The organism is Kitasatospora sp. NBC_00374 (genome assembly GCF_041434935.1).
Lineage (GTDB): Bacteria > Actinomycetota > Actinomycetes > Streptomycetales > Streptomycetaceae > Kitasatospora.
The window spans coordinates 3,033,245-3,059,461 of the sequence record NZ_CP107964.1; the positions used below are offsets into that span (position 1 = coordinate 3,033,245).

At 71.6% G+C, this 26,217-nt stretch carries 19 protein-coding genes; 2 read left to right on the forward strand and 17 right to left on the reverse strand.

Features of this window, described 5'->3' with window-relative positions; genetic code table 11:
* Window positions 1–357 precede the first annotated feature (357 nt).
* The 15 genes from OG871_RS13640 to OG871_RS13710 form a co-directional block, all read right to left on the reverse strand.
* Window positions 358–1,122: a TIGR03936 family radical SAM-associated protein gene (locus OG871_RS13640; protein WP_371497019.1), complete on the reverse strand. Its 765-nt coding sequence runs from the start codon at window positions 1,120–1,122 to the stop codon at window positions 358–360.
* A gap of 153 nt (window positions 1,123–1,275) precedes the next feature.
* Window positions 1,276–2,424: a hypothetical protein gene (locus OG871_RS13645; protein WP_371497020.1), complete on the reverse strand. Its 1,149-nt coding sequence runs from the start codon at window positions 2,422–2,424 to the stop codon at window positions 1,276–1,278.
* Between the two features lie 183 nt (window positions 2,425–2,607).
* Window positions 2,608–4,533 (reverse strand): TIGR03960 family B12-binding radical SAM protein, encoded by a 1,926-nt coding sequence (locus OG871_RS13650; protein ID WP_371497021.1) that lies wholly within the window; start codon window positions 4,531–4,533, stop codon window positions 2,608–2,610.
* Window positions 4,534–4,649: 116 nt separating this feature from the next.
* Window positions 4,650–5,849 (reverse strand): rod shape-determining protein RodA, encoded by a 1,200-nt coding sequence (gene rodA, locus OG871_RS13655; RefSeq protein ID WP_371497022.1) that lies wholly within the window; start codon window positions 5,847–5,849, stop codon window positions 4,650–4,652.
* Window positions 5,846–8,089 (reverse strand): penicillin-binding protein 2, encoded by a 2,244-nt coding sequence (gene mrdA / locus OG871_RS13660; RefSeq protein WP_371497023.1) that lies wholly within the window; start codon window positions 8,087–8,089, stop codon window positions 5,846–5,848. Before mrdA ends, rodA begins: the two co-directional genes overlap by 4 nt.
* Before the next feature lie 28 nt (window positions 8,090–8,117).
* Window positions 8,118–8,759 carry a rod shape-determining protein MreD gene (gene mreD / locus OG871_RS13665; RefSeq protein WP_371497024.1) on the reverse strand — a complete coding sequence of 214 codons (642 nt, stop codon included), beginning with the start codon at window positions 8,757–8,759 and terminating at the stop codon, window positions 8,118–8,120.
* Between the two features lie 2 nt (window positions 8,760–8,761).
* Entirely contained in the window at window positions 8,762–9,703 is a 942-nt protein-coding gene (gene mreC, locus OG871_RS13670; protein ID WP_371497025.1) for a rod shape-determining protein MreC, read from the reverse strand.
* Window positions 9,704–9,817: 114 nt separating this feature from the next.
* On the reverse strand, window positions 9,818–10,843 hold the full coding sequence (locus tag OG871_RS13675; RefSeq protein ID WP_033821861.1) for a rod shape-determining protein: 1,026 nt from the start codon (window positions 10,841–10,843) through the stop codon (window positions 9,818–9,820).
* A 351-nt stretch (window positions 10,844–11,194) separates the two neighbouring features.
* Window positions 11,195–11,608 (reverse strand): nucleoside-diphosphate kinase, encoded by a 414-nt coding sequence (gene ndk, locus OG871_RS13680; RefSeq protein WP_371497026.1) that lies wholly within the window; start codon window positions 11,606–11,608, stop codon window positions 11,195–11,197.
* Window positions 11,609–11,739: 131 nt separating this feature from the next.
* On the reverse strand, window positions 11,740–12,075 hold the full coding sequence (locus OG871_RS13685) for a DUF4233 domain-containing protein (protein ID WP_371497027.1): 336 nt from the start codon (window positions 12,073–12,075) through the stop codon (window positions 11,740–11,742).
* Window positions 12,076–12,077: 2 nt separating this feature from the next.
* The gene (locus OG871_RS13690; RefSeq protein ID WP_371503298.1) at window positions 12,078–13,445 is read right to left on the reverse strand and encodes a folylpolyglutamate synthase/dihydrofolate synthase family protein; all 1,368 of its coding nucleotides are present in this window, start codon (window positions 13,443–13,445) and stop codon (window positions 12,078–12,080) included.
* 498 nt (window positions 13,446–13,943) lie between these two features.
* Window positions 13,944–16,739, reverse strand: coding sequence for a penicillin acylase family protein (locus OG871_RS13695; protein ID WP_371497028.1), 2,796 nt, complete (start codon window positions 16,737–16,739; stop codon window positions 13,944–13,946).
* A 99-nt stretch (window positions 16,740–16,838) separates the two neighbouring features.
* Window positions 16,839–17,375, reverse strand: a complete 537-nt coding sequence (locus OG871_RS13700) for a hypothetical protein (protein ID WP_371497029.1) — start codon at window positions 17,373–17,375, stop codon at window positions 16,839–16,841.
* Between the two features lie 556 nt (window positions 17,376–17,931).
* A complete protein-coding gene (locus OG871_RS13705) occupies window positions 17,932–18,966 on the reverse strand; it encodes a rod shape-determining protein (protein ID WP_371497030.1) in 1,035 nt (344 codons plus the stop codon).
* Window positions 18,967–19,228: 262 nt separating this feature from the next.
* Window positions 19,229–21,883, reverse strand: coding sequence for a valine--tRNA ligase (locus OG871_RS13710; RefSeq protein WP_371497031.1), 2,655 nt, complete (start codon window positions 21,881–21,883; stop codon window positions 19,229–19,231).
* A 181-nt stretch (window positions 21,884–22,064) separates the two neighbouring features.
* On the opposite strand from OG871_RS13710, the gene OG871_RS13715 reads away from it, so the two are divergent.
* Window positions 22,065–22,937, forward strand: coding sequence for a hypothetical protein (locus OG871_RS13715; RefSeq protein ID WP_371497032.1), 873 nt, complete (start codon window positions 22,065–22,067; stop codon window positions 22,935–22,937).
* 67 nt (window positions 22,938–23,004) lie between these two features.
* On the forward strand, window positions 23,005–23,829 hold the full coding sequence (locus tag OG871_RS13720; protein WP_371497033.1) for a hypothetical protein: 825 nt from the start codon (window positions 23,005–23,007) through the stop codon (window positions 23,827–23,829).
* A 79-nt stretch (window positions 23,830–23,908) separates the two neighbouring features.
* On the opposite strand, the gene clpX is transcribed toward OG871_RS13720, so the two are convergent.
* Together clpX and OG871_RS13730 are read right to left on the reverse strand one after the other, a co-directional pair.
* A complete protein-coding gene (gene clpX, locus OG871_RS13725; protein ID WP_371497035.1) occupies window positions 23,909–25,198 on the reverse strand; it encodes an ATP-dependent Clp protease ATP-binding subunit ClpX in 1,290 nt (429 codons plus the stop codon).
* A gap of 313 nt (window positions 25,199–25,511) precedes the next feature.
* Window positions 25,512–26,171 carry an ATP-dependent Clp protease proteolytic subunit gene (locus OG871_RS13730; protein WP_363640852.1) on the reverse strand — a complete coding sequence of 220 codons (660 nt, stop codon included), beginning with the start codon at window positions 26,169–26,171 and terminating at the stop codon, window positions 25,512–25,514.
* Between the last annotated feature and the right edge of the window lie 46 nt (window positions 26,172–26,217).

Here is a 26,217-nt window from a genome sequence, read left to right on the forward strand (position 1 = left end):
GCGCCGCCGTGCGGACGCGAGGCCGCACAGGGGCTCGTAGTCTCGCTCGGCGCCCCGCACGGTGCGGGGTGTCGAAAGTCTTCTGGTCTGGGCCAGTGTTCTCAGTTGTCCGGGCCACTTCCGGACCCGGCCTGGTTGGCTGCCAGGCGGGTTCCTCCGGGCCGGTTGCGGGCCGGAGGAAGGATCCTCGGGCCGGCCGACCATCCGGGTCGGCAGGCCGCAAGGGCTGGCCTTCGTGGTCGACGGCGCTCGCTCCCCTGGGGAGCCGCGGGGCCCGTGGAGCCGCGGCTCCGGAACAAGTCCGGACCGGGGCTCCCGCCCACTCGGCGGACGCGGATGCGCGCAGCCAGGCGGCCTCTACTGGCCGGCCGTGGCCGCTGCGCGGTCGAGCGCCAGCGGGTCGGTCACCGTGCCGGACTCCTCGTCGAGCGGCCCCTGCGCCAGCCTGGTCACCTCAGCGGGGACCGGCGGCGCCAGGTCGGCCGTCACACGGAGACCGGACAAAACGTCGTCGGGTCGTACGGCGGGTGTGGCGTGTCGTACTACCAGCCGCAGTATCGCACAGGGACCGCCGGTCCGAACATCACCGGTACCGTCCGTACCGGTGTCGTTACCATTCCCGACCTGCGCCGCTACAACCTCGAGCGTGGCGACCGCGGCACGCGCGTCGAATACCCGCATGCCGTTCTTGGTCTGGCGCTGCACCTCGACGGCCTCCGCGGCCAGGAACGCGGCGACCGCGCGGTCGGCCTCCTGCTGCGGCACCCCGTCGAGTTTCAGCTGCCACTCGGAGGCCTCCAGGCGTTCCACGAAGTTGGGCGTGCGCACCTCGACCGCGTCGATCACGTCCAGGCCGGGCGGCAGCGACTCGTCCAGCTGCGCACGCAGCTGCTCCGGGTCGCGGGTCTCGGCCAGACCGATCTCCAGGTACTCGGCCTCGCTGGCCACCCCGGTCGGGGCGGCGTTGGCGTACGAGACCTTCGGGTGCGGGGTGAAGCCCGCGGAGTACGCCATCGGGACGGCCGAGCGGCGCAGCGCGCGCTCGAAGGCCCGTTGGAAGTCCCGGTGGCTGGTGAAGCGCAGACGGCCTCGCTTGGTGTAGCGGAGACGGATGCGCTGCACCGTCGGAGCGGGCGGCGGACCGTCGGGCGTGCGGCGTGCCAGGGTCGCTCAGTCCTTAGTCAGTAAGCCAGTCCGGCCCACCGCCTTGTCGGCGTCGGCCGGACTTCTGTCAGGACAAGGGTACGCGGCCCGGGAGCGGCGTTCGCGCGCCGCTCACCCGAGCAGCGCCCGGCGGAACTCGCGGCTCGCCCGGCGGACCTCCCGGCCCGTCCGTCGGAGTTCGGCCTTGGCGGGCCACCAGACCTCGTGCCGCAGCCAGCGGCACGGCCGGACCACCAGGAACCGCCAGATGCGTCCGGCCAGCCGCCAGGCCCACACCACGGCCTGCCGGAGCGTGCCCAGCAGTGGCCCGAGCAGCGTCCGCCAGAGCCACACCAGCGGGACAACGACCAGGCGGCCGAGGACGGTCCCGACCAGCGTTCCGAGGGCGCCGGCCGCCCACTCCAGCGCCCGGGCGAGCGGCACCAGCACGTACCGGTACAGCGCAGCCAGGGGGACCACCAGCAGGTGCCGGGCGCTCCAGCGGCAGGCGGCGGCCAGCCCCCGGGCCAGCCGGCCGGCGGCGGCGGTCGCGGCCCGGACGGCCGACGCCAGCGCCTTGCCGAGCGGCACCAGCAGGTACCGGTGGAGCGTCCCGGCCGGAAGGACCAGCCCGTACCGGACCAGCCACTCACAGGCCGTCCCCACACCCAGCAGGGCGGCGAGCAGCCCCCGGCCGAACGGCACCAGCAGGCGGCGGCCGATCAGCACCAGCGGCGCCGCCAGCAGCAGGTGCGCCGCCCTGGCCGCGCCCCGGCCGATCGCCCGCAGCAGGCGGCCGACGACCCGCGCGGGCGCGGCCACCAGGTGCCGGTGGAGCCGGCCGCAGAGTGCCACGACGCCCGCCCCGGCCGCGAGCAGCGCCTGGACGCAGGGGCCCAGGATCCGGCGGGACACGAGGACGAGCAGCGCCGTCAGTGCTCCGGCCGACCGGACCACGCCCCGCACGGCCGCGGACCACAGCCACCGGAGCCCCCGGGCCAGTGGCACCAGGACGCGGTGGTGGACCCACCCGAGCGGCAGCACCACCAGCCGGATCCAGACCCGGCGCAGCACCCGCCCCAGCGGGGCCACCAGGTACCGGTACAGGAACCGGGCCGGCCGGGCCAGCAGCCGGTCCGCCGCCCACCCGAGTGCCTGCCGGGACGCCCGGCCGGCGGCGGTGAGGCCCTCCCAGGCGAACCTCAGCGGAAGCACCACGACCAGTGCCACCACCCGCGCCACCCAGGTCAGGTATCCCCCGGAGTGCTGTCGCTCGTCCATCCGCTCCCCCACCGACGGCCCCTCGGCCGGGCCGGCGGGTCCCGCCGGCACTGCGCCCGGTGATCGTCTCGAAGCCGAGAGCGTAGTGCACCCCCGGGCGGCCGTCGCCGGCCGTGCGGGCCGGGAGACGCGGAACCCGCCCGCGGACGCGTGGCGTCCGGGGCGGGTTCCGTGGGAGCGGGGTTACTTGACGACCGTCAGCGGCAGCAGCTTCTTGCCCGTGGGGCCGATCTGGATGCTCGTATCCATCTGAGGGCACACCCCACAGTCGAAGCACGGGGTCCAGCGGCAGTCCTCGACCTCGACCTCCTCCAGGGCGTCCTGCCAGTCCTCCCAGAGCCAGTCCTTGTCGAGGCCGCTGTCCAGGTGGTCCCAGGGCAGCACCTCCTCGTAGGTGCGCTCACGCGTGGTGTACCAGTCGACGTCCACGCCGGTGCCGGCCAGGCCCTTGTCGGCGCAGGCCATCCAGCGGTCGTAGGAGAAGTGCTCGCGCCAGCCGTCGAAGCGGCCGCCGTCCTCGTAGACGGCGCGGATGACGGCGCCGATCCGGCGGTCGCCGCGGGAGAGCAGGCCCTCGATGATGCCGGGCTTGCCGTCGTGGTAGCGGAAGCCGATGTTCTTGCCGTACTTGCGGTCGCTGCGGATGGAGTCGCGGAGCTTGCCGAGCCTCGCGTCGGTGTCCTCGGCGCTCAGCTGCGGGGCCCACTGGAAGGGGGTGTGCGGCTTGGGGACGAAGCCGCCGATGGAGACGGTGCAGCGGATGTCGTTCTGGCCGGTGACCTCGCGGCCCTTCTGGATGACGTTCTTGGCCATCGCGCCGATCTGCAGCACGTCGTCGTCGGTCTCGGTCGGCAGGCCGCACATGAAGTACAGCTTCACCTGGCGCCAGCCGTTGCCGTAGGCGGTCGCGACGGTGTTGATGAGGTCCTCCTCGGACACCATCTTGTTGATCACCTTGCGGATCCGCTCACTGCCGCCCTCGGGGGCGAAGGTGAGACCGGAGCGGCGGCCGTTGCGGGAGAGCTCGTTGGCGAGGTCGATGTTGAAGGCGTCGACGCGGGTGGACGGCAGCGAGAGGCCGATCTTGTCCTCGGTGTACCGGTCGGCCAGGCCCTTGGCGATGTCGCCGATCTCGGTGTGGTCCGCGGAGGACAGCGAGAGCAGGCCGACCTCCTCGAAGCCGGTCGCCTTGAGGCCGCGTTCGACCATCTCGCCGATGCCGGTGATGCTTCGCTCCCGCACGGGGCGCGTGATCATGCCGGCCTGGCAGAAACGGCAGCCGCGGGTGCAGCCGCGGAAGATCTCGACGGACATCCGCTCGTGCACCGTCTCGGCGAGCGGGACCAGCGGCTGCTTGGGGTAGGGCCACTCGTCGAGGTCCATCACGGTGTGCTTGGAGACCCGCCACGGCACGCCCGCCCGGTTGGGCACCACGCGGCCGATCCGGCCGTCCGCCAGGTACTCCACGTCGTAGAACCGCGGCACGTAGACGGCGCCGGTGCGGGCCAGCCGCAGCAGCACCTCGTCGCGTCCGCCGGGGCGGCCCTCGGCCTTCCAGCCGCGGATGATCTCGGTCATGTCGAGCACGGCCTGCTCGCCGTCGCCGATCACCGCGCAGTCGATGAAGTCCGCGATCGGCTCGGGGTTGAACGCGGCGTGGCCGCCGGCCAGCACGATCGGGTCGTCGACGGTGCGGTCCTTGGACTCCATCGGGATGCCCGCGAGGTCCAGTGCCGTGAGCATGTTGGTGTAGCCGAGCTCGGTGGAGAACGACAGGCCGAACACGTCGAAGGCCTTCACCGGGCGGTGCGCGTCGACCGTGAACTGCGGCACCCGGTGCTCACGCATCAGTGCCTCCAGGTCCGGCCAGACGCTGTAGGTGCGCTCCGCGAGCACACCCTCGCGCTCGTTCAGCACCTCGTAGAGGATCATGACGCCCTGGTTGGGCAGGCCGACCTCGTAGGCGTCGGGGTACATGAGTGCCCAGCGGACGTCGCAGGCGTCCCAGTCCTTCACGGTCGAGTTGAGCTCGCCGCCGACGTACTGGATCGGCTTCTGGACGTGCGGGAGGAGGGCCTCCAGGCGTGGGAAGACCGATTCGACTGGCATGCGGTGAGCCTTTGGCTACGGGAACAGGACGACTCTCAAGGGTAGCCGAATCGGGACCTTCCAAATTTTGACGCCCGCGGCCCCGGTGGGGGCCGCGGGCACCGGGCCGCGGGAGTTCAGATCCCTATCGGCCGTTGCGAGCGGACGGACTGCAGCAGTCCGACGGCGATCCAGACGGCGAACATCGAAGATCCGCCGTAGGAGACGAACGGCAGGGGGATACCGGCCACCGGCATGATGCCGAGGTTCATCCCGATGTTCTCGAAGGCCTGGAAGGCGAACCAGATGACCACGCCGGCCGCGACGACGGTGCCGTACAGGTCGGTGGCCTGGCGGGCGATCCGGCAGGCCCGCCAGAGGATCACGCCGAGCAGACCGATCAGGACGGTGCCGCCGACGAAGCCGAGCTCCTCGCCGGCGACGCTGAACACGAAGTCGGTCTGCTGTTCGGGGACGAACTGGCCGGTGGTCTGGGTGCCGTGGAACAGGCCCATGCCGCTGAGCCCGCCGGAGCCGATCGCGATCCGGGCCTGGGCGGTGTTGTAGCCGACGCCGCCGGGGTCGAGGGTGGGGTCGGCGAAGGCGGCGAAGCGGTCGATCTGGTACTTGCTCAGCACGCCGAGCTTCCAGATCGCGATCGCGCCGCCGGCGCCGACCGAGATCAGGCCGAGCACCCAGCGGTTGGCGGCGCCGGAGGCGAGCAGGATGCCCATCACGGTGACGGCCATGACCATCACCGAGCCGAGGTCGGGCATCAGCATGACGACGCCCATCGGGACGGCGGCCACCACCAGGGCGTGGATGACGCTGCGGCTGGGCGGGAACTCCCGCTCACCCGCGTCCACCCGGGCGGACAGCACCACGGCCATGCCGAGCACGATGGCGAGCTTGGCGAACTCGGCCGGCTGGATGGAGAAACCGCCGCCGAACTGGATCCAGGAGTGCGCGCCGTTGATGGTGGAGCCGAGCGGGCTGAGCACCGCCAGCAGCATCAGCAGCACGGCGATGTAGACAAACGGGACGGCGGTGCGCAGCCGCCTCGTCCCTATCACCACGACCACGCCGCACAGCACCAGCCCGATCACCAGGTTGGTGAGGTGCCGGTAGAGGAAGTACTGCGGGTCGCCGTGGGTCAGCGCGTCGCGGCCGCGGGTGGCCGACCAGACCAGCAGCGAGCTGCCCAGGGAGAGGGCGAGCGCGGCCAGGATCATGATCCAGTCGACCCGGCGCAGCGGGGCGTCCTTGGCGAGCGCCCGGGAGATCGAGCCGCGCTGGGGGCTGAGCCGGACCTGCCGGTACGAGCCGTAGGAGGTCATGCCCGGCTCCTTCCCCCGGTGCGGGTGGGTTCGAGGGCGGCGAGCGCCATCGGGTACGGGGACGCGGCGCCGCCGGTCGGCGGGGCCGGGTCGAGGAACGCGGAGCCGGCGGGGAAGCCGGAGCCGGCCGTGAACGAGGCGGGCTTGATGATGGCGGTGCCGTCCGGGTTGAACTTGGGCAGCTCGGCCTGCGGCTTGGGCAGTATGGCCTTCGCGTTGTCGACGTTGCCCTTGTCGTCCACGCCGTAGAGCGCCTGGTAGATCCGTCGCACCGAGTCACCGGAACCGCCGGAGCCGGTGCCGCCCTGGCTTATCGTCATCACGACCGCGTAGTCGGCGCTGTAGGTGGTCAGCCAGGAGGTGGTCTGCTTGCCGGCGACCTCGGCGGTGCCGGTCTTGGCGTGCAGTTCGATCTTGCCCTGCGGCCAGCCGGCGCCGGTGAACTTCCAGGCGGCGGTGCCGCCGGTGACGACGCCGGCGGTGGCCTGGTTGATGTAGCTCATCAGCTTGCCGTCGGCCGGCAGCTTGCCGTCCTCGTGCGGGGCGATGTCGCGGACCAGGGTGCCGTCGGGGCTGACGACCGCCTTGCCGACGGTCGGCCGGTAGAGCGTGCCGCCGTTGGCGAGGGCCGAGTAGATCCGGGCCATCTGCACGGGGGTGACCAGGGTGTCGCCCTGGCCGATGGCGAAGTTGACGCTGTCACCGGCGCGCATCTGGTTGCCGTCGACGCAGTTCTCGCGGGCGATCTCGTCGGCGTACTCGTGGCCGCCCTTGGCCGCCTGGGCACACCAGGCGTCCTTGTTGGCGTCGAAGAAGGACTGCTTCCACTGACGGTCCGGCACCCGGCCGGGCACCTCGCCGGGCAGGTCGATGCCGGTCTTGGCACCGAGGCCGAACTGGTGGGCGGTCTTGAAGAACCAGTCGGCCGGGTTCTTCGGCTTGATGCCGCCGTCCTTCATCCACTGGTCGTAGGCCAGGCCGTAGAAGACGGTGTCGCAGGAGACCTCCAGGGCCTTCTCCAGCGAGATGTCGCCGAAGCTCTCGCTCTCGAAGTTCTTGAACTCGCGTCCACCGATGGTCAGGCTCTTCGGGCAGGGGTAGTGACCGTCGAGCGAGTAGCCGGCCTGGACGGCCGCGGTGGTGGAGATCACCTTGAAGGTGGAGCCGGGGGCGGACTGACCCTGTATGGCCCGGTTGATCAGCGGGTAGTTGGAACCCTTGCTGGTCAGGCTGTCGTAGTCCTTGGCCGAGATGCCGCCGACCCAGAGGTTGGGGTCGAAGGTCGGCGCGCTGGCCATCGCGATGATCCGCCCGGTGTGGACGTCCATCACGAGGGCGGCGCCGGAGTCGGCCTCGTAGTTCTTCTTGGTCTCCTTGTCGTACACCTTTCGGGCGTCGACCATCGCCTGGGCGAGCTGGTCCTCGACCACCTTCTGGACCCGGGCGTCGATGCTGGTGACCAGGTTGTCGCCGGGCTGGGCGGGGGTGCGGCCGGCGCTGCCGATGACCCGGCCGAGGTTGTCGACCTCCAGCTTGTCGACGCCGGTGGTGCCGCGCAGGGCGTCGTCGTAGACGGACTCCAGGCCGGCCCGGCCGATCTGGTCGGAGGGCAGTCGGCGGTCCCGGCCGGCCTTGTCGGCGGTCTTGGTGACCTCCTCGTCGGTGACCGGCGAGAGGTAGCCGAGCACCTGGGAGGCGTTGGCGCCCTCGGCCCCGGTGTACCGGCGCACGGCGGTGGGCTGGGCGGTCACGCCGGGGAAGTCCTCGCGGCGTTCCATTATCTGCATGGCCTGCTGGGTGGTGGCCTGCTGGGTGACCGGGATCGGCTGGTAGGGCGATCCGTTCCAGCAGGGCTGCGGCGTCTTGGCGTCGCAGAGCCGGACCTTGTCCTGGACGTCCTTGGCGGGCAGCCCGAGCACGTCCGCCAGCCGGGTCAGCACGCCCTTGCCGTGGTCCTTCTGCTGCAGCAGCGAGGTGCGGCTGACCGAGACGACCAGCTTGGTCTCGTTGCCGGCCAGCACCCGGCCGGCGGCGTCCAGGATCTCGCCGCGGATGGCGGGTTCGACCACCTCGCGGATGTGGTTGCCCTGGGCCTTGGCCGCGTACTCGTCGCCGGTGCGGATCTGCAGGTACCAGAGCCGGCCGCCGAGGGTGGCGAGCAGCGAGAGGACCAGGATCTGCAGCACCACTAGCCGGATCGTCACCCGTTGGGTGCGGCCGGTCTCCGGGATGTTGCTCACGGGGCAGTGACTCCTATCACCGTGCTGCTCAAGGGCGCTTGGCGAGGTTCAGCGGACGCTTCTTCTTGCTGTTCACGGGCATCGGCGAGGCCTCGCGGGTGGTCCGGTAGCGGGCCAGCGAGCCGAGGCCGGAGCCGTCGCCGGTACCGACGGCGACGCTGGACGGCCCGTGGTCGTAGCGGCGGGCCACCAGCATCACGGCGGGGACGACGAACGGGGCCAGCAGCACGTCGTACAGCAGCGCGCTGAAGACCAGCCCGGTGAGGCCGACGTGCCGGGCGGCGGTGTCGCCGACCAGGGCGCCGACCGTCGCGTACAGCAGGGTGGAGACCACGGCGGCGCCGGCCACCACCAGCAGGGCGCTGAGCGCCGAGCGCTGCCGGCCGCCCTCGGGGCGGAGCAGGCCGGCGGCGTAGCCCATCAGGCAGAGCACTAGGGCGTAGCGGCCGATGGCGTGGTCGGAGGGCGGGGCGAGGTCGGCGAGCAGGCCGCCGGCGAAGCCGACCAGGCAGCCGCCGGTCGGTCCGTAGACCAGGGCCAGGCCGACCACGACGAGCAGCAGCAGGTCGGGGGTGGCCCCGGGGAGTTGGAGCCGGCCCAGCACGCTGACCTGGACGACCAGGGCGAGCAGCAGCAGGACGGCGGGCAGCACGATCCGGTCCGGACGCATGGTCAGTTCCCCCCGGGTGTGGTGGACGGTACGACGACGCCCGCCTGGGTCGGCGCGGCGGGCGCGGCGGCGACGGACGCGGTGGGCGCGGGCGGCAGGACGGCGTCCCGCGGGTCGGTGCGCGGCGGTGCGACCACCACGCCGACCAGGTCGAGGCGGGTGAACTGGACGAAGGGCTCGACCAGCACGGTCTTGGTGAGCTGGCCGGGCGTCGCCTGGACCTCGACCACCTTGCCGACCGGGACACCGGGGACGAACGGCCGGCCGCTGTGCGAGCCGAAGGTGACCAGTCGGTCGCCGGGCTTGACCTGGGCCTTGCCGTTGAGCAGTTGGACCTTCATCGGGCTGGTGCCCTGGCCGGCCGCGAAGCCGATCTCGTCGCTGCCCTCGATCCGGGTGCCGGCGCTGAAGCCGGGGTCGGAGGCGAGCAGCACGGTGGCGGTGGTGGGGGCGACGGTGGTGATCCGGCCGACCAGGCCCTGGCTGTTGATCACCGTCATGTCGCGGGTCAGCCCGTCGTCGCTGCCCGCGTCGATGGTGATCGTCCAGGAGAAGCCCTGGGCGGCGCCGATCGCGATCACCTGGGCGGCCTTGATGGTGTAGCCGCCGGAGCCGGCCGTACGGAGCATGTCGTCGAGCTGCTTGGTCCGGCCGGCCGCGGTGTCGGAGGAGGCGAGCCGCTGGCGCAGCTCGGTGTTCTCCCGGGTGATCAGGTCGAGCCGTTCCTGGTGGGTGCCGGCGTCCCGGACTGCGCGCACGTAGCCGGCCACCGGGTCGACGACTCCCGCCGCACCGCGTTCGACCGGTCCGAGGACGCCCGCGGCGGCCCGCCGGGCACCGTTGAGGGGGGAGCTCTCGCCGCCCTTGATGTCAACGGTGATCAGTGCGAAGGCGACAGCCACCAGCAGGATGAGCAGTAGTCGGCTCTCTCGTGTGTCCCTCACGGTGCTGGAACTGCCCCTTCGGTACCGGCCCCGGCCGCGGTCGGCGGGCGGGGAACATTCAGTTGACGAACTGTCTGTGATGGGAACGAGCGACCGGGCCCGTGGTCGCGGCGGTCAGCGCCGCGGCTGGGCGTCGAGGACCTGCTGCAGGGCCTCGAACTCCTCCACGCACTTGCCGGAGCCGAGTGCGACGGAGTCCAGCGGGTTCTCGGCGATGTGGATCGGCATGCCGGTCTCCCGGCGCAGGCGCTCGTCCAGGCCGCGGAGCAGGGCGCCGCCGCCGGTGAGCACGATGCCGCGGTCCATCACGTCGCCGGCCAGCTCGGGCGGGCACTGGTCGAGCGTGGTCTTCACCGCGTCGATGATCGAGTTGACCGGCTCGTCGATGGCCTCGCGGACCTCGGCGGCGGAGATCACCACGGTCTTCGGCAGGCCGCTGACCAGGTCGCGGCCGCGGATCTCGGCATGCTCGTCCTTCTCACCCTCCAGCGCGAACGCGGAGCCGATGGACATCTTGATCTGCTCGGCGCTGCGCTCGCCCAGCAGGAGGCTGTACTCCTTCTTGATGTGCTGGACGATCGCGTTGTCGAGCTCGTCGCCGGCCACCCGCAGGGACTGCGCAGTGACGATTCCGCCGAGCGAGATGACCGCGACCTCGGTGGTGCCGCCGCCGATGTCGACGACCATGTTGCCGGTCGGCTCGTGCACCGGCAGGCCGGCGCCGATCGCGGCGGCCATGGGCTCCTCGATGATGTGCACCTGGCGCGCGCCGGCCTGCGAGCTGGCCTCGATGACGGCGCGGCGCTCCACCCCGGTGATGCCGGAGGGCACGCAGACGACGACCCGGGGGCGGGCCAGGTAGCGGCGGCGGTGGATCTTGAGGATGAAGTAGCGCAGCATCCGCTCGGTGATCTCGAAGTCGGCGATCACGCCGTCCTTGAGCGGGCGGATGGCGACGATGTTGCCGGGGGTGCGCCCGATCATCTTCTTCGCCTCGGCACCGACCGCGAGGATGCCGCCGGTGTTGGTGTTGACCGCCACCACGGAGGGCTCGTTGAGGACGATCCCCTTGCCCCTGACGTACACCAGCGTGTTGGCAGTGCCGAGGTCGATCGCCATGTCACGGCCGATGAACGACAGGTTGTTGGCCATGGGGTGTGGAGTGCCTTCCCGGGTTCGGAATGGATGGCGGGGAGCGGGCCGACCGCGCCGCGCCCGCGGCAGGGCTGACATCAGCTGAGCAGCCGTACCGGGCCCATGAGTTGTGTCCATCGTAGCCACGCCGGTCGAAGCGGTCGGCGGGCTACGGCACGCTGCCCATTCTCCGGGGACGGGTCGGCTTCTCGCAGGATTGGGACGCCGTGTCGGGCTTCCCAGTTCCGTATTTGACGATGAAAAGGTGAGTTTTGCCCGGTCGGGCCGGCCGGTGGCCGGGCCGCGCCGCGACCCCTCTCCGCAGGTGGGCGGCGGTGAGGGGTCGGGGACCCCCGGTCAGGCGTGGGCGGGGAAGAAGATCTTGATCTCGCGCTCGGCCGACTCCGGGGAGTCCGAGGCGTGGATCAGGTTCTCGCGGGTGATCGTCGCGTAGTCGCCGCGGATGGTGCCGGCGCCGGCCTGCAGCGGGTCGGTCGCACCGGCCAGCGCGCGGATGCCCGGGACGACGTTCTCGCCCTCGACGATCAGCGCGATGGACGGGCCGGAGGTCATGAACTCCAGCAGCGGCTCGTAGAACGGGCGGCCGACGTGCTCGGCGTAGTGCTGCTCCAGCGTCGCCCGGTCGAAGGTCCGCAGCTCGACGGCGGCCAGCCGCCAGTTGGCCTTGCGCTCGATGCGGCTGATGATCTCGCCGGCCAGGCCGCGCTTGACGGCGTCGGGCTTGAGCAGGACGAGAGTGCGCTGGGACACGGTGCGGCTCCTGGGGAATGGGTTCGGCAGGTGTGTGCGGCCACCGCAGAGATTACCTTGCGTGAGCAGCACGGACGTGCGGCCGGGGGGTACCGGCCGCACGCCGTGGCCGGTGTGTGTGCGGGCCGTGCTCAGGCGGTGGCGGCGGCCCGGGCTGCCTTGATCTCGTCGATCTTGCGGCCGTAGTGCACCGAACACCACCACAGGCCGGCGAAGACCACGCCGAGCCCGTACATGGTCGGCAGGACCAGGCCGCTGGCGATCAGGCCGAGCTGGAGCGCCCAGCCGACCGCGACCGCGCCGGGACGGGTGATCGCGCCGCAGAGCAGGACGCACAGCAGCATGGCGATGCCGCTGACGGTCCAGATCGCGGTGGTCGACACGTCCGACAGCTGCATCGCCACCAGGCCCGCGAACATGATCAGCAGGGCCTCGCCGATCAGGGTCGAGGAGCAGAGGGTGCGCATGGTTACTTCCTTCCCAGCAGCAGGCGGGCCTCGCCCACCGTGATCACCGAGCCGGTGACGAGCACCCCGGTGCCGGTGAGGTCGCCGTCCTCCTCGGCCAGGGTGATCGCCGCCTCGATGGCGTCGTCCAGCCGGGGCTCGACCTGGACCCGGTCCTCGCCGAAGATCTCCACGGCCTTCGCCGCGAGCTGGTCGACCGGGGTCGCCCGGTGGGTGGTGTTCTGGGTGACCACGACCTCGGACAGGATCGGCTCGAAGGCCTCCAGCAGGCCCGAGACGTCCTTGTCCCCGCTGGTGCCGACCACGCCGACCAGCCTGGAGAAGCCGAAGGCCTCGTTGATCGCGGCGACCGTGGCCTCGGCGCCGTGCGGGTTGTGCGCGGCGTCCAGGATCACCGTGGGGCTGCGGCGGACCACCTCCAGGCGGCCCGGGGAGCTGACCCCGGAGAAGCCCTCGCGGACCTTGTCCACGTCCAGGTTGCCGCCGCGGGCGCCGCCGACGCCGAAGAAGGCCTCGACCGCGGCCAGCGCCAGCGAGGCGTTGTGCGCCTGGTGGGCGCCGTGCAGCGGGAGGAAGATGTCCTCGTACTCGTAGCCGCCGAGGCCGCGCAGGGTGACCAGCTGGCCGCCGACCGCGACCTCGCGGTGCACCACGCCGAACTCCATGCCCTCGCGGGCGACGGTGGCGTCCACCTCGACCGCGCGCTTGAGGATGGCCTGCGCGGCGTCCAGCGGCTGCTGGGCGACCACGGCCAGGGCCCCCGGCTTGATGATCCCGGCCTTCTCGGTGGCGATCTCGCCGGTGGTGTTGCCCAGGCGGTCGGTGTGGTCGAGGCCGACCGGAGTGATCACCGAGACGGCCGCGTCGATCACGTTGGTGGCGTCCCAACTGCCGCCCATGCCGACCTCGACGATGGCCACGTCCACCGGGGCGTCGGCGAAGGCCGCGTACGCCATGGCGGTGAGCACCTCGAAGAAGGAGAGCGCGACCGGCTGCTGCTCGTCGACCATCCGCACGTACGGCTCGATCTCGCGGTAGGTCTCGACGAAGCGCTCGATGCTGATCGGGGTGGAGTCCAGGCTGATCCGCTCGGTGACCGACTCGACGTGCGGGCTGGTGTAGCGGCCCGTGCGCAGCTCGAAGGTGTTGAGCAGGCGCTCCACCATGCGGGCGGTGGAGGTCTTGCCGTTGGTGCCGGTGATGTGGATCGAGGGGAAGGCGCGCTGGGGCTGGCCGAGGATGTCCATCACCGCGCTGATCCGGTCGAGCGAGGGCTCCAGCTTGTTCTCCGGCCACCGCCGGGACAGTTCTGCCTCGATGGCGCGCAGCTCGCTGGCGTTGTCCGCGGAGTCCGCGCCGGAGGGTCGGATGGTGTACGGGTTCTGCCCGGCGTTGTCACTCACGCGCCCAGTGTAGGGAGCCGGACGGCGGGTGCGGACCACGGGCGCCCGGAGCCCTTCGGGCGAGGGGGAGGTGATGGTCGCCACCTTCACTAGGAAGAGGGATTTGTCGGTTTATTGCCGATGGCAGGCGCCGATCGGGCGCGCCGCCTTCGATCCCATGCCCGCCCGGCGATCCGGGGGTCGCTATCGACGCACCGGGCGGCACGCCGCCCGGCCCACACGGTCTACCTGCACGGCTGGTACGCGCAGGGCTCCCACCTCGCCGACGACGTGTCCCTGGTCGGGCCCGGCGACCCGCAGCCGAGCCCCTCGGCGAGCAGCACCGGCACCAGCCCGTCGCCGTCCCCCTCGCCCACCGGCGCCGCCACCCCGCGCCCCGGGCTGCCGAAGCACATCCTCACCGGCTACTGGCAGAACTTCGACAACGGCGCCACCTGCATGGGCCAGGCAGCCCCGGACCGTCCGTCAGCGGTGCGAGCGGAACTGGACGACCTGCTGGTAGGTCGGCCGGTTCTGCCAGGTGGTCTTGGCGTCCGTCACCCCGCCCAGCGGCCGCTGGATGATGGTGTCCGCGCACCACTGGTCACCCACCGCGCAGTCCCCGTCGCCCGGGTAGACCTGCGCCGGGGTCTGCGCGGCGGCGCGCTTGAGGGTGTCCAGCAGCACCGTCCGGCAGGCCGCCGGATCGCCGCCGCCGCAGAACGGTCGGGCGAGCGGCCCGGCCACCGGGTCGCCCAGGACGCCGCGCAGGTCCTTGTCCAGGTAGCTCCACCAGCCGTACTGGAAGGCCGAACCCTTGTGCGGGATGGACTCGTTGGCGCTGGAGGTGCCACTGGTCGGGCCGGTCTGGCCGCCCGAGGGTGACTCGTTGATCTGCAACGCCCCGGTGAGCGCGGCGAACAGCGGGTCGCCGAGGCCGGGCCGGAAGACACCCTCGGCGAGCAGCGGCCACCAGGCGTCCATGGTGCGGATCGCGTCGGCGCCCGCGTAGACGTGGCTGCCGGCCGAGGTCTCCCGGCGCTGCCCGCCGGCGGCCAGCCAGGCCTCCAGCTTCTGCACGGCCGTCGCGGTGGCCGGGTCGGTGACGGGTGCGGCGCGGATCACCCGGAGCAGTTCGGGCAGCACGTCCTCGGCCCGGAGGTCCGCGGTGGCCGCGCTCTCCATCGCCTGGACGAGCGAGACCCGGGTGACCTTCGTCCCGCTCGCCACCAGCGCCCTGACCCGGTCGTCCAGCAGATTGCCGCGGTGCACCGAGCCGTTGCCGAACCCGGCCGCGGCGAAGGACCTGGCCTGCTTGTTGTTCCAGGAGATGTAGTAGTCCTGGTCGACGGAGTGCGGGTGCTCGGTCGGCGGGGTGTACCGGGCGGTGTTGGCGACCGGGTCGAAGTCCCGCCACTCGTAGGCCGGTTCGGCCTTCACCGGGAGGCCTGGGTCGACCCCGGGGGCCCGGACGGGGTTGCTGCCGGAGTTGTAGTAGGCGGTGTGGGCGGCGTCCGCGTAGAACCAGTTGAAGGCGTAGTTGATGTTCTGCGCGGCCTGCTGGAAGCCCGCGGCGTCGTGCACCGCGCCGGGGTCGTTGAGCATCTGGAAGCCGATGATGGAGTCGGCCTCGTGCCGGTAGGTCGACCGCAGGGCGGTGAATGCCACCGGCCGGCCGCCGACCGTGCCGCGGGCCGTGACCAGGCCGTACCGCGAGCGGTGCATCACCAGGGTGTAGGAGCCCGCGGCGGTGGGGTCCGCGGTGGTCGGGCCCCAGGCGTTCTTGCGCTCCAGCCGTTCCAGCGGCAGACACGCGCCGTGCCAGAGGTAGGAGTCGGAGGCGGTGGTGGCGGGCGAGCCGTCGGTGGTGCACAGCGGCACGGCGTAGCTGTCGGTGATGTCCTGGCCGGCGGAGGTGGCGCTCCACGCGTAGTCCTGGCCGCGGCCGAGCTGGACGTAGAAACTGAGCCCCGCGAAGGCCGCGCCGCGGGCGCTGATGCCCGGGCCCTGGAGCTCCTCCAGCATCAGCAGCTGCGGGGCGAAGTAGCCGGTCTGCGGGCCGAAGACGGCGACCGGGTGGCCGTCGTCGGTGTGGCTGCCGGAGACCACCAGCGCGTTGGACATGCCGTGCCTGGCGGTGAGCAGATTGCCGGGCAGCACGCCCTGGGCGGCGGTGACGGCCTGGCCGGCCGACCCGGTGGCGTCGTAGATCATCCGCTCCGGCACCACCGAGCCGGGGTCGGGCAGTGCCAGTCCCTGCGGGTCGTCCGGCGGCAGCGCGTACGGGAACTGCTCACCGTTGTGCACGGTCAGTGCCGCCTCGGGGTCGTCGGCCTCGCGCAGCGACTTCCAGACCGCGTCGCCGGCCGGCTTGCCGTACCGGGCCTCGGCGGCCAGCTTGACCTGCGCGGAGGAGAGTTCACCGCCGCCGCCGGAGCCGAACAGCGCGCCGACCACCGAGGCGAGGGCGACCAGGTCGGTGAGCCTGAACGGCTCGATGCCGCCGGCGTTGGTGATCGGGTCGATGTGGCCGGTCAGGTCGTACTCCCCGGGGAAGTACCGGCCCTGGTAGGACTCGTTGACGTACTGGTTGACGCCGTCCAGGTACGCCCTGGCGTCGTCCAGCGCCTGGCGGGCCCGGTCGCCCTGGCCGGCGATGGCGTCGATCTGGCTCTGCAGCTCGGCCTCGGTGTACGGGGCGGCCTGCCAGAAGCTCTGCTCCAGCTCGCGGTTGGCGGCCGCGCCGCCCGCGAAGCCGGAGAGCTGCCCGCGGCCCACGTGCCGGAACAGGTCCATCACCCAGAGCCGGTCCTGCGCGGCCGCGTAGCCCGCGCCGAACTCGGTGCCGTACCGGGTGGTGCCGGTGATGTGCGGGACGCCGGTGGCCCTGTCGCGGACGATGGCGACGTCCGGGCGGGGGCGGGTGGTGCTCGCCACCTGGTCGGCGGGGACCCCGAAGGAGGCGTCGTTGAAGAAGCCGCGCAGACCGGCCTCGGTCAGCCCGGGGTAGGCGGCGGCGAGGTTGGCGTACGGGCCGAGCTGGTCGTCGGTGTGGGCGGGCCGGGTGCCGAACACCTTGTGGGCCAGGATGTCGGCGAGGGTGGCGTTGCCGTTCTCGCCGGGCGGGAGGATGTCGAGGCAGCGGCCGCCGCAGTAGTCGGAGGCGGCCGCCACGGCCGGAGCGGGGGTGGGAGTCGGGGCGGCCGCCAGGGTGGCGGCGGCGAGCAGGGCCACCGTGAGACCGGCGGCCGGGAGCCTGAGCGCGTGGGGGCGTCGATGCATGCCAGCTCCTCCGTCGAAGCTTCGGAAGTCGACGGTAGGGCGGTTACTGGCCGGTTGCCTAGTGGCGTGCATGTCATTGCGACACGCGCTGACAGATTGTCAGCTCGAACAGGAGTACCTGGCCTCCGGCACCTGAGACGCCGTCCGGCCGCTGTGCCTGCGGCGCAGTTCGGCCACGATCTCCTCGGCCTCCCCCTCCGGCAGCAGCGGCAGCATCATCGCGACCGCCTGGAGCAGCCCGCCCAGCAGGTACGTCGTGTCCGGGGTGCTCGCCACCAGCGCGCGGACGGTGCCCACGTCACCGTCGGCCACCGACTCCAGCAGCAGCGCCGCGTCCACCGACTCCTCGTCGATCACCACCGCGGAGGTGTCGGCCGGGGCCCGCCGGACCAGCCCGCGCAGCACCCGGTCGCCCACCTCGGGGGCGTACGCCTTGCGGACCGCCTCGGCCGCGATCCACACCAGCAGCGTGGTGACCTCCCGCTCGGCGTGCTCGGCCAGCAGCCGGTCCAGCTCCGAGTCGAAGGCGAGCTGATTGCCGTGCCGGAAGGCCAGCAGCAGGACCGCCGCCCGGGCCTTGACCGCCTCCACCGCCTCGGCAGGCAGTTCGTCGGCCAACTCCGTGGTCACCACCATGCTCGCGCCCTCCCGCCAGTCGCACCGCCCGAATGGGAACGTGGGCAACACCGTACACATCCGAACTGGGAAGTTCGGTGAACTCGCGCGCGTTCAGCGGCCCGACATTCACCGGGGCTTTGGTCCCGCATCCTCCGGGTCTTTCCGCCCAGTTCCGTGAAGAACGCCAATTGCCTTGAATGGGCGTCGAGATCACGCACCCGGGAAGAACAGAAGCGCAGGCCGGCCGGGCGAATCCGCCGCAATTCCACGGCGCTTCACGAAGCCCGGAAAGTCGGCCGACACGCCGGGGACGGCCCGGCCGCGAGGTCACCGACCAGATCGCGGCAGAGCCCGCGAAGGTCCCGCCCGACGGACTTCGGACCTGGTTTGAGATGACCATCGCCCCCCGGTGGCACGACATTTGTCGGGAAGGGCTGCCGAGTCCGTCCATTCGCCGACAATCCGCAGACTCGGCCCGCCCGGAGGCCCCTGTCCATGTCCGGCACCATCGACAACGCCCCGTCCACCACGTTCCACAGACCCCTCGCACCGGTGTGCTCCGAGGCCCGCGGCCTCAGGCCGCGAACGCCCGCTTGAGCAGGCCGATCTCCTCGACGCACCGGCCCGAGCCGACGGCCACGCAGTCCAGCGGGTTGTCGGCCACCCGGACCGGCAGCCCGGTCTCCCGCGCGATCCGCTGGTCCAGTCCGCGCAGCAGCGCACCGCCGCCGGTCAGGACGACCCCGTTGCGCAGCACGTCGCCGGCCAGCTCCGGCGGCACCCGGTCCAGGGTCTGCCGAACGGCCGTGATGATCTCGGCGACGGGCTCGTCCAGCGCGTCACGGATCTGGTCCATCGTCACCGCCGCCGTGCGCGGCAGCCCGCCGACCGAGTCCCGGCCGTGCACCTCGGCGCCGTCCGGGAGTTCGCCGCCGCTGATCGGGTCGGCCGTGCCGAGCACCAGCTTGATCTCCTCCGCGGTGCGCTCGCCGATCAGCAACGAGTGCTCCTTGCGGACCTGGCGGGTGATCGCCTGGTCCATCCGGTCACCGGCGACCCGCAGCGAGCGGGCCGCCACGATCCCGCCCATCGACAGCACCGCGACCTCGGTGGTGCCGCCGCCGATGTCCACCACCATCGAGCCGGTCGGCTCGTGCACCGGCAGTCCGGCACCGATCGCGGCCGCCATCGGCTCCTCGATCAGGTGCACCGACTTCGCCCCGGCGCCGGCCAACGCCTCCACCACGGCCCGCCGTTCGACCCCGGTGATGCCGCTGGGCACGCACACCACCACCCGCGGCCGAGGCCCGAACAGGCGCCGGCGACCGGTCACCTTGCGCAGGAAGTGCCGCAACAGGTGCTGGGTGCCCTCGAAGTCGGCGATCACGCCGTCCTGCAGCGGGCGGCTCGCCACGATGGACCCGGGAGTGCGGCCGAGCGTCCGCTTGGCGTCCGCGCCGACGCTCAGCACCTCCCCGCTGCGGCGGTCCATCGCGACCACCGAGGGCTCGTTGAGGACGATCCCGCGTCCCTGGAGGTAGACCAGGGTATTGGCGGTACCGAGGTCGATGCCGATGTCCCGGCCACGCCCCTGCCGACTACTGGTCATCCCATGTCCGCCCTTCCGCAGTTCCGACTCTTCGCACACACCCCGACCCCCCTCACCCTACGGGCCGTCAGCGCCCACCGGGCCGACCGGCGGCCACCGGGCGCAGCTCGGGACAGACCTGTTGCAGACGTCGGCGCCAACGGCCCGAATCGGACCGGAAAGCAGGCGGATCTGCCGGTAAAGGGCCGGTTCCGGCGAAGCCGCGAACGCCGAGGGCCCGCCGCCCCGGTACGGGTCGGCGGGCCCTCGGGCCGGTGGCGGGTCAGCCCTGCGGGAGTGCCGCCAGCTGCGCGGTGATCCGGGCGATGTCGGCCTCGGCGGCCTCCTGACGGCTCCGGATCTTGGCGACCACGTCGTCCGGCGCCTTGGCGAGGAAGCCCTCGTTGCCGAGCTTGGCGGTGGTCTGTGCCTTCTCCTTCTCGGCGACCGCGAGGTCCTTGGCGAGGCGCTTGCGCTCCGCCGGGATGTCGATGGTGCCGGAGAGGTCCAGCGCGACCGTGGCGCCCGCGACCGGCAGCGAGGCGGTGGCGGCGAAGCCGGCCTCCGGCTGGGTCAGCCGCAGCAGCGAACGGATCGCCGCCTCGTGCGGGACGAGGGCGGTGCCGGCCAGCTCCAGCTGGGCCGGGACGCGCTGGCCGGGCTTCAGGCCCTGGTCCGAACGGAACCGGCGGACCTCCGTCACCACCTGCTGCAGCGTGGCGATCTCGGCCTCGGCGTCGGCGTCCCGGAAGCCACTGTCCTTCGGCCACTCGGCGACCACCACCGACTCCGCGCCGGTGAGCGTGGTCCACAGGGTGTCCGTGACGAACGGGACGATCGGGTGCAGCAGTCGCAGCGTGACGTCCAGGACCTCACCCAGCACCCGGCGCGAGGCGTCGGCCTGGGCGCCGCCCGCGGCCAGGGTGGTCTTGGAGAGCTCGACGTACCAGTCGAACACCTCGTCCCAGGCGAAGTGGAACAGCGAGTCCGAGAGCTTGGCGAACTGGTAGTCGTCGTACAGGCCGTCGGCCTCGGCGACGGTCGCGTTCAGCCGCGACAGGATCCAGCGGTCGGCCGCCGTCAGCTGCTCCGGCGCGGGCAGCGGGCCCTCGACGGTGGCGCCGTTCATCAGCGCGAAGCGGGTGGCGTTCCAGATCTTGTTGCAGAAGTTGCGCGAGCCCTGGACCCAGTCCTCGCCGATCGGCACGTCCGCGCCGGGGTTGGCGCCGCGGGCCAGGGTGAAGCGGACGGCGTCGGCGCCGTAGCTGTCCATCCAGTCCAGCGGGTCCACCGCGTTGCCGAAGGACTTCGACATCTTCTTGCCGAACTGGTCGCGGACCAGACCGGTCAGCGCGATGGTGTGGAACGGCGCCTGGCCGTCCATCGCGTACAGGCCGAACATCATCATCCGGGCGACCCAGAAGAAGATGATGTCGTGGCCGGTGAGCAGGACGTCGGTGGCGTAGAACTTCTCCAGGTCCGGGGTCTGCTCCGGCCAGCCGAGCGTCGAGAACGGCCACAGCGCGCTGGAGAACCAGGTGTCCAGCACGTCGGTGTCCTGGGTCCAGCCCTCGCCCGTCGGCGGCTGCTCGTCCGGTCCGACGCAGACGACCTCGCCGTTCGGGCCGTACCAGACCGGGATCCGGTGACCCCACCAGAGCTGGCGCGAGATGCACCAGTCGTGCATGTTGTCGACCCAGCTGAAGTAGCGGCCCTCCAGCTCCTTCGGGTGGATCTGCACCCGGCCGTCCCGGGCGGCGGCGCCGGCCTCGGCGGCCAGCGGGGCGACCTTGACCCACCACTGCAGGGACAGCCGCGGCTCGACCACCGTCTGGCAGCGCGAGCAGTGGCCGACCGCGTGCATGTAGGGGCGCTTCTCGGAGACGATGCGCCCCTCGGCGCGCAGCGCGCCGACCACGGCGGAACGCGCCTCGAAGCGGTCCAGGCCGAGGAACGGGCCGTGCACGGTGATCAGACCGCGCTCGTCCATCACCGTGAGGTTCTCCAGGCCGTGGCGCTGGCCGATCGCGAAGTCGTTCGGGTCGTGGGCCGGCGTCACCTTGACCGCGCCGGTGCCGAACTCGGGGTCGACGTGCTCGTCCGCGACGACCGGGATCCGGCGGTCCGTCAGCGGCAGCGAGATGGTGGTGCCGACCAGGTGCCGGTAGCGCTCGTCCTCCGGGTGGACGGCCACCGCGGTGTCGCCCAGCATGGTCTCGGCCCGGGTGGTGGCGACCACGATGGACTCGTCCCCGTCGCCGTAGCGGATCGAGACCAGCTCGCCGGGGACCTCCTCGTGCTCCACCTCGATGTCGGAGAGCGCGGTCAGGCAGCGCGGGCACCAGTTGATGATGCGCTCGGCGCGGTAGATCAGCCCGTCGTCGAAGAGCTTCTTGAAGATGGTCTGGACGGCCTGCGAGAGGCCCTCGTCCATGGTGAACCGCTCACGCGACCAGTCCACGCCGTCGCCGAGCCGGCGCATCTGGCCGAGGATCTTGCCGCCGTACTCCTCCTTCCACTGCCACACCTTCTCGACGAAGGCCTCCCGGCCCAGGTCGTGGCGGGACAGACCGGAGGAGGCCAGCTGCTGCTCCACCTTGTTCTGGGTGGCGATACCGGCGTGGTCCATGCCGGGCAGCCACAGGGCCTCGTAGCCCTGCATCCGCTTGCGGCGGGTCAGCGCGTCCATCAGCGTGTGCTGGAAGGCGTGGCCCAGGTGGAGCGAGCCGGTGACGTTCGGCGGCGGGATGACGATGGTGTACGCGGGCTTGTCGCTCTTGGCGTCGGCGGTGAAGTAACCGCGCTCCACCCAGCGCTCGTACAGCTCGCCCTCTACCTCCGCCGGGGCGTAGGTCGTCGGAAGGGTGGCTGCGTCGTCCCCGGGGACTGCGTTGAACCCCTTGGGGCTCTCGGGGCGCTGGTTCGTCGTGTCGGTCACGACACACAGTTTACGTAAGAGGGGGCCCCGGTTACGAACCGCGCCGGGCGGACCACCCGGCCGGGCGGAGGCGGCGTACGGTAGCGTGCCCGAATACTCGTACGCCAAATTCCGTGTGCGTGCCCACGAACAGCACGCCGCAGCGAGGCCGCTCCGGGAGCGGTGGGGGAGATCGACGCCGATGTACGGCCAGGGTCAGCAGTATCCGCAGGGGCAGCCGCAACAACCCCAGCCGCCGTACGGACAGCCCCCGCAGTACGGCGCACCCCAGCCCGGCTACGGGCAGCCGCAGTACGGTGCCCCGGCCCCGCACCCCGGTTACGGCTACCCCCAGCAGGCCCCTCCCCCGCAGTACGGCGCGCCGCAGCCCGGCTACCCGCAGGCCCAGTACGGCGGCGGGTACCCGCCGCCCCCGCCTCGCAAGAGCAACGCCGGGCTGGTGGTGGGCCTGGTGATCGGCGCCGTGGTCCTGGTGGCCGGCGGACTCGCGGTGGCGAACATGGGCGGCAAGGACAGCCCCGGCGGGAGTGGCGGCAGCGGCGGCAGCGGCGGTTCGGGCTCCTCGGCCGCGGGCAAGTACAAGCTCAGCGCCCCGGCCACCCTGCCCGGCGGCTACACCAAGAAGTCGGCCCAGGACGCCCCGGCCGGCGGCGCCAACAGCCTCACCAAGATCGACGGTTCGCTGTCGGCGGTCTACCAGAAGACCGCCACCGACCTGGTCAGCGTGGGCGGGAGCTGGGGCACGATCGACGACCCCGGCACCATGATGACCACCACCGCCGCCGCGATGAAGATGACCTGGAAGACCCCGCTCACCGAGGTCGACGCCCGGGACGCCCAGGACCCCGGCGGCAAGATGCAGTGCGGTGTGGCCTCCAACGGCACCTCCACCAGCTCCATCGAGACCCCGATGTGCATCTGGGTCAACCACTCCACCTTCGGCACCGTGACCTTCACCAGCATCTCGCTGACCGGCGCCTCGACCAGTCTCTCGGCCTCGCAGGCCGCCGACCGGTCCCGGCTGATCCGCGACGCCGTGGTCGTCGCCAAGTAACTCCCGGGAGGGCCGGCACGGCCCCGCCCCGCGATCCCGCCCCTCCCACGACCGGAAGCGAGTCCTGGTGTCCGAGCAGAATCCCTACGGCGCCCCACCGCCGGCCCAGCCGTACGGCACCCCGCCGCCGGCCCCGCAGCCCTACGGCGCCACGCCGCCGCAGCCGTACGGGGACCCGCAGCAGCCGTACGGCGCCGCGCCGCAGCAGCCCTGGGGCGCGGTGCCCCCGCAGGGCGGCGCGCCGTACCCGGGCTACCCCGGCTACCCGGGCGAGCAGCAGAAGAAGTCCCGCAAGACGCTGTGGATCGTGCTCGGCTGCGTCGGCGGCGCCGTGCTGCTCGGCGCCGGCGTGCTCGGGTACGCGGTCTACGACGTGACGTCAAAGACCGGCACCCACAAGGTCGTCATGCCCGACTCCTTCAAGGGCATGAAGCGCGACGACACCAACCCGCTGGCCGAGCAGATGCAGACCGCCCTGCAGTCCGACTTCGGCCAGGGCAAGGACGCCTGGACCCCGACCGCCGTCAGCGCGCTCTACACCGGCGCCGGCTCGGACGACGGCAAGGTCGTGGTCGTCTTCGGCGGCTGGGGCAACGTGCTCGCCCCCTCCTCCCAGGTCGACGACTTCTTCGGCAGCTTCGAGAAGCAGGCCCGCGGCCAGGGCACCACCTTCAGCGGCCGCTCCTCCTTCGACCCCGGCCCGCTCGGCGGCAACCTCTCCTGCGAGGTCATGAAGGCCGAGGAGGAGACCGACAGCCTCTGCGTCTGGGCCGACGGCAGCTCGGTGGTCGCCGTCCTGGCCGGCGAGGCCGGCTCCACCAGCACCCCCGACCTCGCCGCGGCCGCCGCGGACGCGCGCGAGCTGCGTCAGGCGGCCGAGGTCCCGCGCTGACCACCGCCTGCGACGGCTCGGACCGACGACGAAGCGGCCCCGCACCTTCCGGTGCGGGGCCGCTTCTCCGAGACGGGGGTCAGGCGCTCTTCTCGCGCCGCTCGCGCTTGATCATGTCGCGCGGGACGAGGGTCGGGATGGCGTGCTTGGAGACCACGTCCCCGGTGACGACCACCCGGGCGACGTCCTGACGCGAGGGCACCTCGTACATCACGGACATCAGCACCTCCTCCATGATGGCCCGAAGCCCTCGGGCGCCGGTGCCCCGCAGGATCGCCTGGTCGGCGATGGCCTCCAGCGCGTCCCGGGTGAACTCCAGCTCCACGCCGTCGAGTTCGAAGAGCTTGCGGTACTGCTTCACCAGCGCGTTCTTCGGCTCGGTGAGGATCTGCAGCAGCGCCTCGCGGTCCAGGTTGTGCACGCTGGTGATCACGGGCAGCCGGCCGATGAACTCGGGGATCATGCCGAACTTGACCAGGTCCTCCGGCATCACCTGACGGAAGTGGTCGCTGGCGTCCTGCTCCCGCTTGGAGCGGATGTTGGCGCCGAAGCCGATGCCCTTGGCACCGGCCCGGCCCTCGATGATCCGCTCCAGCCCGGCGAACGCACCGCCCACGATGAACAGCACGTTGGTGGTGTCGATCTGGATGAACTCCTGGTGCGGGTGCTTGCGACCACCCTGCGGCGGCACCGAGGCGGTGGTGCCCTCCAGGATCTTCAGCAGCGCCTGCTGGACACCCTCACCGGAGACATCACGGGTGATCGACGGGTTCTCGCTCTTGCGGGCGACCTTGTCGATCTCGTCGATGTAGATGATCCCGGTCTCGGCCTTCTTGACGTCGTAGTCCGCCGCCTGGATCAGCTTGAGCAGGATGTTCTCGACGTCCTCGCCGACGTAGCCGGCCTCGGTCAGCGCCGTGGCGTCCGCGATCGCGAACGGCACGTTCAGCATCCGGGCCAGGGTCTGCGCCAGCAGCGTCTTGCCCGAGCCGGTCGGGCCGAGCAGCAGGATGTTGGACTTGGCCAGCTCGATCGCGTCCTCGCGGCCGTTGCCGCCGGAGCGGCCGTTCTCACCGGCCTGGACGCGCTTGTAGTGGTTGTAGACCGCGACCGACAGCGCCTTCTTGGCCATCTCCTGGCCGACCACGTACTGATCCAGGAACTCGTAGATCTCGCGGGGCTTCGGCAACTCCTCGAAGCGCACCTCGGAGCTCTCGGCGAGCTCCTCCTCGATGATCTCGTTGCACAGGTCGATGCACTCGTCGCAGATGTACACACCTGGCCCGGCGATCAGCTTCTTCACCTGCTTCTGCGATTTGCCGCAGAACGAGCACTTGAGCAGGTCGCCGCCGTCTCCGATGCGTGCCACGAGGTGCTTCCCCTTCGCCAGGGGCCCCGCGGGGGTTCCGGGGCCTGGTGCTGTGGACCGGCTGCGCCGTCGGCGGTCGGTCTCGCTATCCGACGGTACTCTGCCGCGCCGGTAATTCCGTCGTCTTCGGCAGCTCTGCCCTACGCCCTGGGCGAATTGATACCGAACAGATGCCGTCCTGCGGGCATGGGCCCGCTCTGCCATTGTGCCGGGCCCGGGGCCCGCCCGGAACGGCTCGGGGCGGGGCGCAAAGTCACACCTCGGCAGAGGATGCGCCTGCGTCCCGCCCCGGGAGCCGCCGGGTCGCCGGACCTCAGTCGGTCAGCGAGGTCTTGCGGGTCGAGATGATCTGGTCGATCAGCCCGTACTCCAGCGCCTCCTCGGCGGTGAGGATCTTGTCGCGCTCGATGTCGTCGCGGACCTGCTCGACCGGCTTCTTGGAGTGCTTGGCCAGCATCTCCTCCAGCTGCTCACGCATCCGGAAGATCTCCTTGGCCTGGATCTCCAGGTCCGAGACCTGGCCGCGGCCGGTCTCGGTGTAGGGCTGGTGGATCAGGATCCGGGCGTTCGGCAGCGCCATCCGCTTGCCGGGGGTGCCGGCCGCCAGCAGCACGGCGGCGGCCGAGGCCGCCTGGCCCATGCAGACGGTGGTGATGTCCGGCTTGACGTACTGCATGGTGTCGTAGATGGCCGTCAGGGCCGTGAACGAGCCGCCGGGCGAGTTGATGTACATCTGGATCTCGCGGTCCGGGTCCATCGACTCCAGGCAGAGCAGCTGGGCCATGATGTCGTTGGCCGAGACGTCGTCCACCTGGGAGCCGAGGAAGATGATCCGCTCCTCGAACAGCTTGGCGTACGGGTCGTACTCGCGGATGCCCTGCGAGGTGCGCTCGACGAAGCGCGGGACGATGTAACGGCCCTCGGCGCGGGCGCCGTAGTACTCACCGCGCGGCATGTTGGGGGTGGTGTTCATGGGTTGGTCCGTCCTCCGACGAAGCGTGCGGTCTGGGGGTCTCTTA